General features: G+C 75.7%; 15 protein-coding genes. 8 read left to right on the top strand and 7 right to left on the bottom strand.

Translation table 11 applies throughout. The features are described 5' to 3' along the window. The first annotated feature begins 60 nt into the window (after window positions 1–60). From pdhA to ABZ497_RS16830, 4 genes are all read left to right on the top strand, one after another. Window positions 61–1,203: a pyruvate dehydrogenase (acetyl-transferring) E1 component subunit alpha gene (gene pdhA, locus ABZ497_RS16845; protein ID WP_359805842.1), complete on the top strand. Its 1,143-nt coding sequence runs from the start codon at window positions 61–63 to the stop codon at window positions 1,201–1,203. An 83-nt stretch (window positions 1,204–1,286) separates the two neighbouring features. After that, window positions 1,287–2,249 (top strand): alpha-ketoacid dehydrogenase subunit beta, encoded by a 963-nt coding sequence (locus ABZ497_RS16840; protein ID WP_329492182.1) that lies wholly within the window; start codon window positions 1,287–1,289, stop codon window positions 2,247–2,249. Between the two features lie 5 nt (window positions 2,250–2,254). Next, the gene (locus tag ABZ497_RS16835; protein ID WP_359805967.1) at window positions 2,255–3,583 is read left to right on the top strand and encodes a dihydrolipoamide acetyltransferase family protein; all 1,329 of its coding nucleotides are present in this window, start codon (window positions 2,255–2,257) and stop codon (window positions 3,581–3,583) included. Window positions 3,584–3,806: 223 nt separating this feature from the next. Further along, window positions 3,807–5,462, top strand: a complete 1,656-nt coding sequence (locus tag ABZ497_RS16830; RefSeq protein WP_359805839.1) for a globin domain-containing protein — start codon at window positions 3,807–3,809, stop codon at window positions 5,460–5,462. Between the two features lie 51 nt (window positions 5,463–5,513). On the opposite strand, the gene ABZ497_RS16825 is transcribed toward ABZ497_RS16830, so the two are convergent. Then, window positions 5,514–6,041 (bottom strand): NUDIX hydrolase, encoded by a 528-nt coding sequence (locus ABZ497_RS16825; protein WP_329488853.1) that lies wholly within the window; start codon window positions 6,039–6,041, stop codon window positions 5,514–5,516. Window positions 6,042–6,333: 292 nt separating this feature from the next. Between ABZ497_RS16825 and ABZ497_RS16820 the strand changes: the two genes are divergently transcribed. Then, entirely contained in the window at window positions 6,334–6,753 is a 420-nt protein-coding gene (locus ABZ497_RS16820; protein WP_359805836.1) for an SsgA family sporulation/cell division regulator, read from the top strand. Between the two features lie 103 nt (window positions 6,754–6,856). On the opposite strand, the gene ABZ497_RS16815 is transcribed toward ABZ497_RS16820, so the two are convergent. Beyond that, window positions 6,857–7,234, bottom strand: coding sequence for a phage holin family protein (locus ABZ497_RS16815; RefSeq protein ID WP_329488855.1), 378 nt, complete (start codon window positions 7,232–7,234; stop codon window positions 6,857–6,859). Window positions 7,235–7,339: 105 nt separating this feature from the next. On the opposite strand from ABZ497_RS16815, the gene ABZ497_RS16810 reads away from it, so the two are divergent. The 3 genes from ABZ497_RS16810 to ABZ497_RS16800 all read left to right on the top strand — a co-directional run bounded on the left by ABZ497_RS16810 (window position 7,340) and on the right by ABZ497_RS16800 (window position 8,801). Beyond that, a complete protein-coding gene (locus tag ABZ497_RS16810) occupies window positions 7,340–7,657 on the top strand; it encodes a cupin domain-containing protein (RefSeq protein ID WP_329488856.1) in 318 nt (105 codons plus the stop codon). 37 nt (window positions 7,658–7,694) lie between these two features. Further along, window positions 7,695–8,363, top strand: a complete 669-nt coding sequence (gene tenA, locus ABZ497_RS16805; protein WP_352295008.1) for a thiaminase II — start codon at window positions 7,695–7,697, stop codon at window positions 8,361–8,363. 237 nt (window positions 8,364–8,600) lie between these two features. Continuing rightward, a complete protein-coding gene (locus ABZ497_RS16800) occupies window positions 8,601–8,801 on the top strand; it encodes a DUF5326 family protein (RefSeq protein ID WP_359805832.1) in 201 nt (66 codons plus the stop codon). Window positions 8,802–8,844: 43 nt separating this feature from the next. Here the strand turns inward: ABZ497_RS16800 and ABZ497_RS16795 are convergent, their stop codons facing one another. The 5 genes from ABZ497_RS16795 to ABZ497_RS16775 form a co-directional block, all read right to left on the bottom strand. Further along, the gene (locus ABZ497_RS16795; RefSeq protein WP_359805830.1) at window positions 8,845–9,777 is read right to left on the bottom strand and encodes an NAD(P)-dependent oxidoreductase; all 933 of its coding nucleotides are present in this window, start codon (window positions 9,775–9,777) and stop codon (window positions 8,845–8,847) included. Further along, window positions 9,768–10,997: a cytochrome P450 gene (locus tag ABZ497_RS16790; protein ID WP_359805827.1), complete on the bottom strand. Its 1,230-nt coding sequence runs from the start codon at window positions 10,995–10,997 to the stop codon at window positions 9,768–9,770. The genes ABZ497_RS16795 and ABZ497_RS16790 overlap by 10 nt, the downstream gene beginning before the upstream one ends. Further along, window positions 10,994–12,472: a class I adenylate-forming enzyme family protein gene (locus tag ABZ497_RS16785; protein ID WP_359805824.1), complete on the bottom strand. Its 1,479-nt coding sequence runs from the start codon at window positions 12,470–12,472 to the stop codon at window positions 10,994–10,996. Before ABZ497_RS16785 ends, ABZ497_RS16790 begins: the two co-directional genes overlap by 4 nt. Window positions 12,473–12,588: 116 nt before the next feature. Beyond that, window positions 12,589–13,338, bottom strand: coding sequence for a glycosyltransferase family 2 protein (locus tag ABZ497_RS16780; protein WP_359805822.1), 750 nt, complete (start codon window positions 13,336–13,338; stop codon window positions 12,589–12,591). Beyond that, a complete protein-coding gene (locus ABZ497_RS16775; RefSeq protein ID WP_359805819.1) occupies window positions 13,335–14,348 on the bottom strand; it encodes a 3-oxoacyl-[acyl-carrier-protein] synthase III C-terminal domain-containing protein in 1,014 nt (337 codons plus the stop codon). The genes ABZ497_RS16780 and ABZ497_RS16775 overlap by 4 nt, the downstream gene beginning before the upstream one ends. Window positions 14,349–14,374: the final 26 nt, after the last annotated feature.

The raw sequence follows: 14,374 nt of genomic DNA, 5'->3' as shown, positions 1-14,374 counted from the left end.
AGATGAACAGACGACCGAACAATCGGTAGGGAGCCCCCGCTACCCCTGGAGGTGCCCGAGATGACCGTTCTCGATCACAGACACCACACGGCGGTGCCCGGTTGGCTGCCCGGGGCGACCGCCCCGCGCAGCGACCCGGCCCCGCTGCTTCCGGACGCCTCACCGGTCCGCGTGCTCGGCACCCCCGAGCTGGAGAAGTACGACCCCGCGCTGCTGCGCGAGCTGTACCGCCGCCTGGTGGTCGGCCGCCGCTACAACCAGCAGGCCACCACCCTCACCAAGCAGGGCCGGCTGGCCGTCTACCCGGCGTCCACCGGCCAGGAGGCCTGCCAGGTCGCCGCCGCGCTGGCGCTCGGCGAGCAGGACTGGCTCTTCCCGAGCTACCGCGACACCCTCGCGGTGGTCTCCCGCGGCGTCGACCCGCTGGAGGCGCTGACCCTGCTGCGCGGCAACGCCCACACCGGCTACGACCCGCTGGCCACCCGGACGGCGCCGCTCTGCACCCCGCTGGCCACCCAGGCCCCGCACGCCGTCGGCCTCGCGCACGCCGCCCGGCTCGGCGGCGACCCGGTGGTCGCGCTGGCGCTGCTCGGCGACGGCGGCACCAGCGAGGGCGACTTCCACGAGGCGCTGAACTTCGCCGCGGTGCTGAACGCCCCGGTGGTCTTCCTGGTCCAGAACAACGGGTACGCGATCTCCGTCCCGCTCACCGCGCAGTCCGCCGCGCCGACGCTCGCCCACAAGGCGGTCGGCTACGGGATACCGGGCCGGCTGGTGGACGGCAACGACGCGCCCGCCGTGCACAGCGTGCTGACCGAGGCGGTCGAGCGGGCCCGGACCGGTGGCGGCCCGACCCTGGTCGAGGCGCTCACCTACCGCGTCGAGGCGCACACCAACGCCGACGACGCCACCCGCTACCGGGACGACACCGAGGTGGCGGCCTGGCGGGAGCACGACCCGGTCCTGCTGATGGAGCGGCACCTGCGCCGGATCGGCCTGCTGGACGACGCCCTGGTGCAGGAGTCGGCCGACGAGGCGGAGGCTCTGGCGGCCCGGATGCGGGCCGAGTTCCACGCCGACGCCGAGCTGGACCCGATGGCGCTGTTCGCCCATGTGTACGCCGAGCCGACCCCGCAACTGCGGGAGCAGGCAGCCCAGTTGTCCGCCGAGCTGGCCGCCGAGGCCGAGGTGCAGCACCCATGAGCAACACCGCCCAACCGTCGCCCGCCGCCACCCTCGGCCGGCCCGCCGCGCGACCCGCCCCGGCCGGTCCGCGCACCGCCACCATGGCGCAGGCGCTCAACTCCGCGCTGCGGGACGCCCTGCGCGCGGACCCGGCCGTGCACGTGCTCGGCGAGGACGTCGGCGCGCTCGGCGGCGTCTTCCGGATCACCGACGGCCTGACCGCCGAGTTCGGCGCCGACCGCTGCCTGGACACCCCGCTGGCCGAGGCCGGCATCCTCGGCACCGCGATCGGCATGGCGATGTACGGGCTGCGCCCGGTGGTCGAGATGCAGTTCGACGCCTTCGCCTACCCGGCGCTGGAGCAGCTGTTCTCGCACGTCGCCAAGATGCGCAACCGCACGGCCGGGCGGCTGCCGCTGCCGATCACCGTGCGCATCCCGTACGGCGGCGGCATCGGCGGGGTCGAGCACCACAGCGACGCCTCCGAGGCCTACTACACCAGCACCCCCGGGCTGCACGTGGTCACCCCGGCGACGGTGGCGGACGCCTACGGGCTGCTGCGGGCCTCGATCGCCTCGGACGACCCGGTGGTCTTCCTGGAGCCCAAGCGGCTCTACTGGGGCAAGGCGGAGTTCGACCCGGCGGCGCCGGTCGAGCCGATCGGCCGGGCCGTCCTGCGGCGGACCGGGACGTCGGCGGTGCTGATCACCTACGGCCCCTCGCTGCCGGTCTGCCTGGAGGCGGCCGAGGCGGCCAAGGCCGAGGGCTGGGACCTCGCGGTGCTCGATCTGCGCACCCTGGTCCCGTTCGACGACGAGACGGTCTGCCGGGTGGTGCGCTCGCTCGGCCGGGCCGTGGTGGTGCACGAGGCGACCGGCTTCGGCGGCACCGGTGCGGAGATCGCCGCCCGGGTGACCGAGCGCTGCTTCCACCACCTGGCGGCCCCGGTGCTGCGGGTCACCGGCTTCGACATCCCGTACCCGCCGCCGATGCTGGAGCACCACCACCTCCCCGGGGTGGACCGGATCCTGGACGCGGTCGCCCGGCTGCAGTGGGAGGCCTGAGGATGATGCCGGTCGTACGCGAGTTCACGCTGCCCGACCTCGGTGAGGGGCTCACCGGGGCGGAGGTGGTGCGCTGGATGGTCGAGGTCGGTGAGGTGATCGCCGTGGACCAGCCGGTGGTGGAGGTGGAGACCGCCAAGGCGGTGGTCGAGGTGCCCTGCCCGTACGGCGGGGTGGTCACCGCCCGGTACGGCGAGCCGGGTGAGGAGGTGGCGGTCGGCGCACCGCTGGTGACGGTCGCGGTGTCGCCCGCCGCGGGCGCGCCGTCCCCGTCCGCCGAGGTGGAGCGTCCGCTGGTCGGGTACGGGGTCGCGGAGCCGGACAAGGGCGGCCGGCGCCGCCGGGTCGGGGCTCCGGCCATCGCTCCGGCGCCTGTTCCGACGGCCGTCGCCGCGCCGGTGGCCGTGGTGGCGACCGCCGCTCCGCCGGCCGTGGCCGTGGCCGTCGCGCCGGTGGTGGTGCCGGTGATCTCGCCGCTGGTCCGGCGGTCGGCCCGGGAGCACGGGATCGATCTGGCGGCACTGACGGGCAGCGGGCCGGACGGTCTGATCATGCGCGCGGACGTCGAACGGGCGATCGCGGCGCTGGCCCCCGGCGGTGCGCCGGCGGCGGTGCCGGTGTCCAACGGGGCGACCGCGCCGGCCGGGGCCGAGGTGGTGCCGCTGCGCGGTCTGCGCAGGGCGGTGGCCGAGAAGCTCACCCGCAGCCACCGGGAGATCCCGGCGGCGACCTGCTGGGTCGACGCGGACGCCACCGAACTGATTGCGCTGCGAAGGCAGTTGAATGCCACCGCCGGTCCGAAGGTGAGCGTGCTGGCGCTGCTCGCCCGGATCTGCACGGTGGCGCTGGCCCGCTTCCCCGAGCTCAACTCCAGTGTCACCGAGGACGGTTCGGGCATCCTCCGGCACTCCGCGGTGCACCTGGGCTTCGCCGCCCAGGGCGAGCGGGGCCTGGTCGTTCCGGTGGTGCGCGACGCCCAGCGGCTGAGCACCGAGCAACTCGGCGCCGAACTGGCGCGGTTGACCGAGTCGGCCCGGACCGGGGCGCTCACCCCGGCCGAGCTCACGGGGGGGACCTTCACCCTGAACAACTACGGGGTGTTCGGGGTGGACGGCTCCACCCCGATCCTCAACCACCCCGAGGCGGCGATGCTCGGGGTGGGCCGGATCGTCGCCAAACCCTGGGTTCACCAGGGCGAGTTGGCGGTGCGCGAGGTGACCCAGCTGTCGTTCACCTTCGACCACCGGGTCTGCGACGGCGGTACCGCGGGCGGGTTCCTGCGGTTCGTCGCGGACTGCGTCGAGCAACCGGGCATGCTGCTGCGGCAGTTGTGACCGGCGTCCGGGCGGTCGCCTTGGGTGGCTGCCCGGACACCCAGGGCGACCGCAGATCGAGCGAGAGTAGCGCGTACGGGGGGCGGGTGTCCGGCCTTCGCGCGATTTGTCGGATGAGCACTTCGGGCGTGCCACGCTGCCTAGGCGTCAGCAGGAACAAGCCAGGTGGTGGCACAGGCCGGCCGGAGGCGAAACGATTCTCTTGGGTACTCGAAACGTTGCGGTGAAGTCACGCAGAACTCTCCTGGTCCGCACCGGACACGGCTCGGCGGCAGCCGCGGCCGTCCCGGGGATGCCGGACTCCGGCCCGGAGTCGGCCCCGGACACCGTGCCGACCGCGGCGGCGGCCGTCCCGCCGATGCCGCTGGACCCGCCGGACCTCCCGCCGGTCTCCGCCGCCCCGGTGCCGGTGGCTCCGCTCGTCCCGGCCCCCGCCGCCCCGGTGCCGGTGGCTCCGCTCGTCCCGGCCCCCGCCGCGGCGCTGCGGGTGGCGATCCCCGACCCGCCGGCCCGGCCGCCCGCGATCCCGGCGCCGTCGACGCCCGCCGGGCCGCCGGTGCCCGCGATCGAGCCGCTGTTCACCCGGGCCCCCGGCCTCAACTGGACCGCCGTGGGCGGCGATCCCGCCCGGCCGCCGGTCGCCGCCGTGGCCGGCGGGGCGACCGCAACCGAGCCGGCGCCCGCCGCCGTGTCCGGCCCCGGGGCCGCCGCCGCGCAGCAGCCGCCCACCGCCCGGGACATCGAGCTGATCCGGGCCAGCCTGGCCGTGGTCGAGCCGGTCGCCGACCGGGCCACCGCGCACTTCTACGCGCTGATCTTCCTGCACCACCCCGAGGTCCGCGCGCTCTTCCCGGCCGCCATGGACGTCCAGCGCGACCGGCTCTTCCGCGCGCTGCTGATGGCCGCCCGCAGCGCCGGCGACCCGGAGGGCCTGCGCGGCTACCTGAGCGCCCTGGGGCGCGGCCACCGCCGGTACGGCACCCTGACCGGTCACTACGGACCGGTGGGGGAGTGCCTGGTGGCGGCGCTGGCCCGGTACTCGGGCAGCCGCTGGGACGCCGAGACCGAGCTGGCCTGGCGGCGGGTCTACCGGCTGGTCTCCTCGATCATGATCGAGGCCGCCGAGGATGACGCCCGTACCTCGCCGCCCTGGTGGCAGGCCGAGGTGGTCGGGCACGAGCTGCGCACCCCGGACGTCGCGGTGCTCACCCTCCGCCCCGACCAGGCCTATCCGTACCGGGCCGGGCAGTACACCAGTCTGGAGACGCCCTGGTGGCCGCGGGTCTGGCGGTACTTCTCGTTCGCCTCCGCGCCCCGGCCGGACGGTCTGCTGACCCTCCACGTCAAGGCCGTCCAGGCGGGCTGGGTGAGCAACGCGCTGGTGCACCGGGCCGCACCGGGCTCGGTGCTGCGGCTGGGCCCGGCGGCGGGCACGATGACCGTCGACCACACGTCCGGGGCGGACCTGCTCTGCCTCGGCGGCGGCACCGGGATCGCCCCGATCAAGGCGCTGGTGGAGGAGGTGGCCGAGTACGGCGCGGCGGGCCGCGCGGTGGACGTCTTCTACGGGGCCCGGCGGGCCGCCGAACTCTACGAGCTGGCGGCGCTGCGCGCGCTGGCCGAGCGCCACCGCTGGCTGTCGGTGCACCCGGTGCTGTCCGGGCCGGGGCCGCAGGCCGGTGGTCCGGTGCCGGGCGGCGGAATGCTCACCGGTGAACTGCCCGAGGTGGTCGGCCGGTTCGGACCGTGGGCGGACCGGGAGGCCTTTCTGGGCGGGCCGGCCGCGATGGTGCGGCGCGGCGCCGGGGTGCTGCTGCGGGCCGGGGTGGCGCCCGAGCGGATCCGGCACGACCTGGTCGGCGATCTGGCGGCGGGCTGAGCCGGGAGCCGGACCGCCCGGCTCCGGCTCCTGCCCTGGGCCCCGGGCCCGTCAGTCGAAGTCGGGGGCGAGCAGGGCCCGGACGCCCTCGATGTTGGCCGCCAGGTACGCCCGCAGGCTGGGCGGGACGACGTTGACCGAGGTGACGCCCTCCCGGGTGAAGGGCACCCGGACCACCTCGTACTCGCCGTTGGGCTCGTCCACCTCCGGCCCGTGCCGGCGGTCGAGGTCCATCGAGGCGAGCCGGCAGACGAAGAAGTGCTGGACCTTGACCCCGTGCGGGTGGAGCAGCGTGCCGTCGTCGTGGTGGGTGTGGCTGATGGTGTCGACGAAGGCGGGGACGAGGTCCACGACCTTGCCGCCGAGCTCCTCGTCCACCTCGCGGTGCAGGGCGTCGGTGACCGTGCGGTCCTCGCTCTCGACCCCGCCGCCGGGGGTGATCCAGTACGGGTGCGGGGAGCCGGGCCGGGTGCGTTTGATCAGCACGATCGAGGCCGGTCCATGGGGATCGGCCGGGTCCAGCTCCAGCAGGATCGCCCGCGCGGTGCGTTTGACGACGGGTCGGGGCGGGGTGCGCATGGCCACCTCCGGGGCTGGAGCGTTGTGCGGGAGTCTCCCGCACGCCGACCGGCCCGAAACTCGGACCTGCTCGGGTGCGTCCGTTCGGGGCGTGTTCACAGCGCCGATGGATCTTGGATAGCCAAGGTGAATGTTCACCTGATCTTCAAAATATCGAACCGATCTCCACCGTTACCTTCAATCCAAAGGAATTTGTCGATCGAACGGTCGGAGAGTGATTGCAGCCGCGCCCGGCCTGTGCTGCGATGAGCGACCAGCCACCCGGCCGGGCAGAACGAGAGGTACTGGCGCCATGCAGCACAGCACAGTCCAGGGTCACCTGGTGATGAGCCTCGTGGTCTCCACCGAGCTCTCCTTCCGCCTCGTGGCCGAGCTGGAGTACGACCCCGCCGACCCGTTCGCGGTCCGCCTCACCTTCCACCTGCCCGGCGACGCCCCGGTCACCTGGGTCTTCGCCCGGGAGCTGCTGTTCGACGGGGTCGACCGGCCGACGGGCGAGGGCGACGTGCACGTCCACCCGGCCGGCGAGGAGCTCTCGGAGGTCTGCGTCGTGCTGCGCTCCCCCGAAGGACATGCCCGGTTGCGCGCCTGCGCGGCGCCGCTGACCGCCTTCCTCGCGCGGACCGACCGGCTGGTGCCGAGGGGCCGGGAGCTGACCGGCGGGGAGATCGACGCGCAGCTCGCCGACATCCTCGGGGGCTGCGAGCGGTGACCGGTCGCCCGCCGGCGACGGTGGGACGAAGGGGCCCGCCCCGGTGCGGAACCGGGTGCGGGCCCCTTTCGCGCGCCCGGGCACGCGGACCGCGGCGCGTCGCTCAGTCGTCGTCGCCGAGCGCCAGGTTGAGGCCCCAGGAGACCAGGCTGATGATGAGCGCGCCGAACAGCGCCGCCCAGAAGCCGTCGACGTGGAAGTCCAGGTCGAGCTTGTCCGAGGCCCAGGAGGTCAGCCAGAGCATCAGGGCGTTGATGACGAAGGTGATCAGGCCCAGGGTGAGGATGAACAGCGGCAGCGAGAACAGCTTGACCACGGGCTTGATCAGCCAGTTGACCACGCCGAAGATCAGTGCGACGGCGATCACCGTCAGGGTCTTGCTCTGCCAGTCGTCGCCGGTCAGCGTGATCCCGGAGACGATCCAGGCGGCCACCCAGATGGCGGCCGCGTTGATAAGTGTCTTGATGACGAAACCCTTCATGGGGCCAGCGTCCCAGGCCGGTCGGGGCGGGGGAAGCGCCCGACCGGCATGTTTGGTGTTGAATGCCCCCTGGACCCGGGCCAAGGACGAGGAGGGGCACCCCCGATGAAGCTGTTCCGGCTGGACGAACTCGACGCCGAGCGCGCCGCCAACGACGGTGCCTATCTGCGCTTCCTGCGCGAGCCGCGGATGTCCGCCGGGCTCTACGCGCTGTCCCCCGGCGCCACCGACCCGCAGACCGCGCACGCCCAGGACGAGATCTACCAGGTGGTCAGCGGCCGGGCCGAGTTGACCGTCGGGAACGAGACCACCACGGTGGCCCGCGGCACCGTGGTCTACGTCCCGGCGGGAGTGCCCCACCGGTTCCACCACGTCACCGAGGAGTTGCGGGTCCTGGTGGTGTTCTCCCCGCCGGAGGACTGACGGCCGGGGCCCGGGGCGGTCCGGCTAGGGTCGGGGCATGAGCCTGAGCCTGACGGAAGAACTCTGGGCGGCGATCGAGCCGATCTACGCCGAGATCCTCGACCACCCCTTCATCGGCGGCCTCACCGACGGCACCCTGCCGCGCGAGGCGTTCCGCCACTTCGTCGTCCAGGACTCGCACTACCTGCGCGACTACGCCCGCGCGCTCGCCGTCTGCGCCGCCAAGGCGCCCGGCGAGGAGGACGTGCGGGCCTTCGCGGACGACGCGGTCGGCGCGCTGGCGGCCGAGCAGGGCATGCACGCGGAGTTCATGACGGCCTTCGGCGCCGACGCCGAACAGGCCGCCGCCGAGCCGGTGCTGCCCACCACCCGGGCCTACACCAGCTACCTGCTGGCCACGGTGTACGGCGGCTCCTTCGCGGAGGCGGTCGGCGCCGTGCTGCCCTGCTACTGGATCTACGCCCGGGTCGGCGACCGGCTGCTGGCCGAGGGCTCCCCCGACCCGCTCTACGCCAAGTGGATCGCCACCTACGGCGACGAGGCCTTCCAGTCCGTGGTGCGCCGCGTCCTCGCGCTGGCCGACCGGCTCGGCGAGGAGATCTCCCCGGCCGAACGCCGCCGGGTGGTGGAGCACTTCACCACCACCTCGCGGTACGAGTGGATGTTCTGGGACGCCGCCTGGCGCGGCGAGACCTGGCCGGTCTGACACCCTCCGGGGCCGGCGTCCGGGCCGTTCCCCCGAGCCCTTCCGGAGCCTTCCCGGGTGCCCTTTCGGGCGTCCTCCCCCGGGTCTCCCCGGGGGCCGGAGTAGGGGTGATCTCCGGGTTCTCTCCGGGCCATCGGCCCTCGTTCCGACCCGTGCGTCACCGTACGATCGAAGTATCGAAGCAAGCGGGATGCGGCACCGGACGGCAGCCGGCCCGAGGGGAGAGAAGGAACGGACATGGCTGAGTTCTGGAAGTCGCTGCCCTCGTGGGTGCGCAACATCGTCGTTCCGGTGCTGGTGCTGATCCTGGCCTGGAACATCATCGGATTCGTCTTCGGCGTGGTGGGCGCGCTGCTGAGCCTGATCATCAAGCTGCTGGTGGTGGTGGGGATCGCGGCCGCCGTGGTGATCCTGGTGAAGAAGGCCGCCAGGAGCTGAGCCGCCGGTCCCGGACGCCCGTACCCCCTCGGGGGTGCGGGCGTCAGTCGTCGGCGGACGCGCCCCGGGCGGCGGCGGTGGCCCGGTCGAGCAGCAGGACCGTGTCGAGGTCCCAGAGCGGCCGCCAGTGCTGGGTCCGGGACCGGCCGAGGTCGAGGGTGACGCCGGTGGCGAGCTGGTCGACCGCGTACGGGGTCAGCCCGGGGACGCGGCCGGTCCGGGCGGCCAGCCGGGCGAGCGGCGCCGGCACGTGGCCGATCCGGGCCCGCACGCCGTGCGCGGCGAGCACCCGGCGGACGGCGTCGTCGCGCCGGTAGTGCCGGTCGTCGGCGATGTTGTACGCGCCGGGCGTCCAGGCGCGGCCGCCGGTCAGGCCCAGGGCGGCCAGGCAGGCGTCGGCGAGGTTCTGCACGGCGGTCAGGCTGATCCGGACGTCGCCGCCGGGGAGCAGCAGCAGTCCGCGCCGCACCCGTGCCAGCAGTTGGGGCGCGAGGTGCGGATCGCCCGGCCCGTAGACGGCGCGTGGGCGAAGGACGACGGCGCCCGCCTCCAGCGCGAGCCGTTCGGCGGCCGCCTTGGTGCGCCCGTAGGCGTTGAGGTGGCCGCCCTCGGTGGAGTGGTGCTCCATGATCCAGGAGCGGCCGATCCGGGGGTCGTAGACGCTGGCGCTGCTCACCTGGACCACCGGACGGCCGGCGGCGGCGCGCAGCAGCCGTGCGGTACCGGTGACGTTCACGGCGTACTGCCCGGCCTCGCCGGCGGAGCCCCGGGGGAGGTCGGCGACGGCCGCGGCGCAGTGCACCACCAGGTCGGCGCCGGCCAGGTCGGGGTCGCCGGTGGTGGCGTCCCAGTGGACGTGGCGGCCGACCGGGCCGGGGGACCGGCCGTAGCAGAGCACGTCGAGGCCCAGCGCGGCGGCGGCGAGGGCGACGTGCGAGCCGCAGAAGCCGCCGGCGCCGGTGACGGCTATCCGCATCGGGACTCCTCAGGCCGCTCGGGTGTCGTGGGACGGGCCGCCCCGGGCTCCGGTGCGCGCCGGACGGTGAGCTCCGCGTAGCCCGGGAGCGCGGACCGCCGGTCGACCCGGGCCCGGACGACCACCGGGCGGTGCGGGGCCAGCGCGAGCAGCACGTCCGTGAGCAGGGCCCGGGCGAGGCCGGCGCCCGGGCAGGCGTGCGGGCCGGCGCCGAAGACGGCCTGGGTGGCGGCCGGGCCGGGGGCCGGTCCGGTCCGGTGGGCCCCGGCGGCGTGCCGGGCGACCAGGACCAGGCGGTCGCCGGCCCGGACGGGGCAGCCGGCCAGCGTGGCGTCGGCGGCGGTGACCCGGGGGAGCAGTGGCGAGGGCGCGGTCAGCCGGAGGAGTTCGGCGGCCAGGCCGGGGGCCGTCCCGGCGTCCACCCCGGTCCAGAGGCCGGCGTCGGCGCACCAGGCGGCGGCCCGGGGCAGGGCGGCGACGGTGGTGGTGACGGCGGCGACGGTGAGCATCGCGTCGAGCGGGTCCGGGAGCAGCGCGGTGAGGTCGGCCGCCCTGGCGGCGGCGGTGGCTCCGGCCCTCCGGTGGCCGGGCAGCCGAGGGCCGGGCAGGTGGTCCCGGGCGGTGGCCGCGGCGACGGCGGCGCAGGCCTGGGCGAGGGTGCGCGGGTCGGCGCCGGAGCCGGTCAGCGCGGCCGCCGTCACTCCGGCCAACTCCTCTGCCAGGGTGACGAGTTCGAGTGAACCGGTGGCCAGTTCGGGGACGCGTTCGGCGAGCACGGCCTGCCAGTGCGGGCGGATCCGGTCGAGTGCTCCGGTGCCGAGGTCGGCCGCCACCGCCCGTCGCGCGGCGCGGTGCCGGACGCCCTCCTGGTCGAACAGCAGCCCCCCGCCGCTGAGTCGGGCGGCGGCCCCGCCGGTGGTGCCGGCCGCCGTGCGGTCGAGCGGGACGCGGGTGAGCGCCTCGCGGTAGGCCTCGGTGCCGTGGACCAGGACGGTTCGGCCGAGCCGGACGACCGGGCGGCGGCGGGTGAGGCAGAGCAGCGCGAACAGCACGGGGTGGCTGCGCAGGTAGACCCGGCGGTCGCGGCGGCGCGCGGCCCGGTCGGCGGCGGCGGGTGCGTGGGCGGCGGGTGCGTGGGCGGACGTGGGGCCGGGCGTCGGGGTGGGTGCGCGGGCGGGCGCGGGGGCGGGTGCGCGGCCGGTGCCGCGGTCGGTGGTCATGCGGACAGCTCCCGTGCGCAGTGGGCGGCGGCCGCCGCCCGGTCGGGCTTGCGGGAGCGCCCGGCCAGCGGGACCTCCCCGAACAGCACGGCGTCCGGCCGGGCGCCACCCATCCGGTCGAGCGGGTCCCTCAGGGCGGCGCGCAGCCGCCGCGGATCGGCGCCGGGACGCGGCTGGACGAGGGCCACCAGCCGTTCGTCGCCCGGCGCGCCGGCGGCCGGGACCCCGACCAGGACGGCGAGTTCGACGTCCGGCAGGTGCAGCGCGGGCTCGTACAGGCCCGGGTAGATGTTCTCGGCCCGGCGCAGCACCATGTCTTTCAGCCGCCCGGCGAGCACGATCCGGCCGTCCGGGTCGAGGGTGGCCCGGTCGCCGGTGCGGACCCAGGGGTCGGGTTCTTCGCCGAGGTAGCGGTGCCGGGCGCCCGGGCCGGTGAGCAGGAGCTCGCCCTCCGGGGTGAGGCCGGTGCGCACCCCGGGCAGCGGTGCGCCGACCAGGTCCCCGGGCCCGGTGTGGGCGCTCTTCCCGGCCTCCTCGACGGCGGCGGCCGGGAACAGCTCGGTGAGCGCGTACACGCCCCAGGCCTGGTCGGCGCCGGCCTGCTTGACCCGGCGCAGCAGGGCGGCGTCGGCGGGCGCGGAGCCGGTCCAGACCCGGCCGTGGAAGCGGGCTCCGGCGCCGAGCGCGGCGCGCAGGGCGGGCGGGGTGAGGTAGGTGTGGGCCGGTGCCAGCCGGGCGAGTTGGCCGGCCAGCGCCCGCGGGCGCCGGGCCGGCAGGGCGACGGCGGCGCCGGCCGCCAGCGCGGGCACCAGGACGAAGAAGGTGCCGCCGAGCACGGTGCTGCCCGGGCGGGGGTCGACCAGGTCGGTGACGGTGCGCAGACCGGCCGCCAGGCCCTCGCGGGTGTGCACGACGGCGCGCGGGCGGGCGGTGGTGCCGGAGGTGAAGACGATCACCGCGTCGGTGTCCGCGCCGCCGTCGCGGGGCGCGGGCGCGGCGCCGCCGGTGACCGCGAGCCGGGGGGCGCAGCCGGGCAGCCGGCGGCCCAGGGTGGCGACCGGGCCGAGCGCCGACAGCCGGGGCAGCGCGAGGTCGGCGCGGCGGGCCAGCGGCCCGGCCCAGCCCGCCACCGCCTGGGCGGCGGCGTCGGCGAGCACGAGGTCCGGCCGGGCCAGGGCGAGCCGGGCGGCCAGCACGTCCGGCCCGGCGGTCGGGTCGAGGACGGCGGCGCGCAGGCCGAGCCGGTGGGCGGCGAGCAGGACGGCGAGCGCCCGGGGGCCGGGGCGGACGGCGACGCCGAGGGTGGCGCCGGGGCCGAGGCCGCGGGCGTGCAGGGCGGCGGCGTAGCGGTCGGCCAGGTCGGCGAGTTCGCCGCGGCGGATCAGGACCCTGGTGCCGCCGGTGCGGCCGCGGCCCAGGACGGCGGGCCGGTCGGGGTGGACGGTGCGCAGGGCGTGGGCGAGCCGGTCGAGCACGGGGCCCTCCTCGACGGGGTTGCGGTGGTCGGTTCTCCGGGCGCTCGGTTCTCCGGGCGCCCGGTTCCGGGGGTGCGCGGCCAGCGGGTGCGCGGTTTTCCGGGCGTGCGGCCGGTTCAGCGGACGTCGACCGAGCGCCGGCCGGCGCCGCGCTCCAGGTACCAGCGGGCGGTGCCGACCACGCCGTAGGCGCGGATCCGCCGGGTGGAGTTCTGCACCACCATGTCGCGGCGGTGGACGATCGCGGTGGTGTGGCGGCGCACCCGGTTGATGAACATCCGGTCGGTGGGCGACGGCCGGCGCGGCATCCCGCCGACGGCCCGGTACAGCTCCGCGGTGATCGCCATGTTGTTGCCGGCGTGCATCCGGTAGGGCGTGAGGTAGCCGTGCCGGCGGCGGTGCGCGGGCCGGATCCGGCCGAAGAGGGCGCCGAGCGCGACCAGCACCAGGAACACCGCGCGCCCGGCCGGCCCGTGCTCGTCCCGGCGGGCGGTCACCCGGCCGCAGACCAGCCCGCCGCAGGCGCGCATCCCGGCCCGGGCGGCCGCCGTCCAGCCGGGTTCGGGCAGGCAGTCGGCATCGGTGCGGGCCAACAGGGTGGCGCCGTGCGCGATGGCGTATCGGAAGCCGGTGTCGATCGCCGAGCCGACGCCCTTCTCCGGCTCGACCAGCACCTCGACCGGGAACGGCGCCCGGGCGGCGAAGGCCCGGACCTTCGCCACGGTGGCGTCGCTGGAGCCGTTGTCGGCGACCAGCAGGGTGAACGCGCGGTCGCGCTGCGCGGCCAGGGCGGCCAGGGTGTGCTCGATCCTGGCCTCCTCCTGGTAGGCCGGCACGACCACCCAGAGGTCCGTCCCGGTGCTCATGACGCCTCCCAGACCATCGTCATCAGGCTGACGCCGCCACCGAGGCCGATCAGCAGCACCTTGTCCCCCGGGTTCAACTCCGGGGTTGTTCGTTCGAGTTGGATGCCCAGGGTGGCGCTGGCGACATTGCCCAGCTCCGGCACGGTGAGGACCAGCTTCTCCGCGGGCACGCCGGTGAGCTCGACGAAGCGCTCCAGGTAGGGGACGGTCACCTGGTGCACCAGCACCCGCGCGTAGTCGTCCCAGCCGAGGCCGGTACGGGCCGCGACCCTGGTCAGGATGGCGCCGCCGATCTGCTCGAAGACCCCGCGCAACTCCTTTCCGCCGCCCCGGAAGTAGCTGTACTCGTCGCCGCGCGGGTGGCGCGACCCACCGCCGGGGATGCCGCCGGCCGCCCAGTGCTCGGAGGCCGTCTCGGTCTCGATGTCCAGGATGCCGCCGCGCTCGACCGCCTCGACGACCACGGCCGCGCCGGCGTCGCCGAAGGTGTACCCGGCGAAGCCGTCCCGGAAGTCCTCCTGACCGGCCGGATCGCGGCGCATCGCCCGGCTCGGCGTCTCGCCGGTGACCACCAGGGCGCGCCGGGCGCGGCCCGCCAGGATCATCGCGCGGGCCAGGTCGATGCCGTTGAGGAAGCTGTTGCAGGCGTTGCTGACGTCCAGCGCGTGGGCCCGGGAACCGAGTTCGGCCTGGACGAGGTGGGCGGTGGCGGGCTCGCAGACGTCCCGGGTGGCGGAGGCGTACAGCAGCAGGTCGAGGTCGAGCGGGTCCAGTCCGCGGGCCGCCAGGGCGCGCCGGGCGGCGCCGACCGCCAGCGTGGAGGCGTACTCGCCCTCGGCCGCGAAGTGCCGGGTGACGATCCCGGTCGCCTTCTCGAACATCCGCTCCGGCAGCCGGAGCCGACCGCCGGCGGTGACCTCGTCCTGGAGCTGCTGGGAGGTCAGGCGGTGGGCGGGGAGGTGGGCTCCGACGGCGGTGATGCCGATCCGCGCGGTGGCTGGAGGGTGCATGCCCCCATGCTCCGGCCGGCGCCGCC

The organism is Kitasatospora sp. NPDC005751, assembly GCF_040630835.1.
GTDB lineage: Bacteria > Actinomycetota > Actinomycetes > Streptomycetales > Streptomycetaceae > Kitasatospora.
This window is presented reverse-complemented; position numbering and strand designations above follow the sequence as displayed.

What these genes read in the sequence shown, in the direction of transcription:
- ABZ497_RS16790 (WP_359805827.1), bottom strand. Translation starts at nt 10,997, where the DNA reads ATGACCACCGACCGCGGCACCGGCCGCGCACCCGCCCCCGCGCCCGCC.
- ABZ497_RS16835 (WP_359805967.1), top strand. Translation starts at nt 2,255, where the DNA reads ATGCCGGTCGTACGCGAGTTCACGCTGCCCGACCTCGGTGAGGGGCTC.
- ABZ497_RS16815 (WP_329488855.1), bottom strand. Translation starts at nt 7,234, where the DNA reads ATGAAGGGTTTCGTCATCAAGACACTTATCAACGCGGCCGCCATCTGG.
- ABZ497_RS16810 (WP_329488856.1), top strand. Translation starts at nt 7,340, where the DNA reads ATGAAGCTGTTCCGGCTGGACGAACTCGACGCCGAGCGCGCCGCCAAC.
- pdhA (WP_359805842.1), top strand. Translation starts at nt 61, where the DNA reads ATGACCGTTCTCGATCACAGACACCACACGGCGGTGCCCGGTTGGCTG.
- ABZ497_RS16800 (WP_359805832.1), top strand. Translation starts at nt 8,601, where the DNA reads ATGGCTGAGTTCTGGAAGTCGCTGCCCTCGTGGGTGCGCAACATCGTC.
- tenA (WP_352295008.1), top strand. Translation starts at nt 7,695, where the DNA reads ATGAGCCTGAGCCTGACGGAAGAACTCTGGGCGGCGATCGAGCCGATC.
- ABZ497_RS16820 (WP_359805836.1), top strand. Translation starts at nt 6,334, where the DNA reads ATGCAGCACAGCACAGTCCAGGGTCACCTGGTGATGAGCCTCGTGGTC.
- ABZ497_RS16825 (WP_329488853.1), bottom strand. Translation starts at nt 6,041, where the DNA reads ATGCGCACCCCGCCCCGACCCGTCGTCAAACGCACCGCGCGGGCGATC.
- ABZ497_RS16840 (WP_329492182.1), top strand. Translation starts at nt 1,287, where the DNA reads ATGGCGCAGGCGCTCAACTCCGCGCTGCGGGACGCCCTGCGCGCGGAC.
- ABZ497_RS16780 (WP_359805822.1), bottom strand. Translation starts at nt 13,338, where the DNA reads ATGAGCACCGGGACGGACCTCTGGGTGGTCGTGCCGGCCTACCAGGAG.
- ABZ497_RS16795 (WP_359805830.1), bottom strand. Translation starts at nt 9,777, where the DNA reads ATGCGGATAGCCGTCACCGGCGCCGGCGGCTTCTGCGGCTCGCACGTC.
- ABZ497_RS16775 (WP_359805819.1), bottom strand. Translation starts at nt 14,348, where the DNA reads ATGCACCCTCCAGCCACCGCGCGGATCGGCATCACCGCCGTCGGAGCC.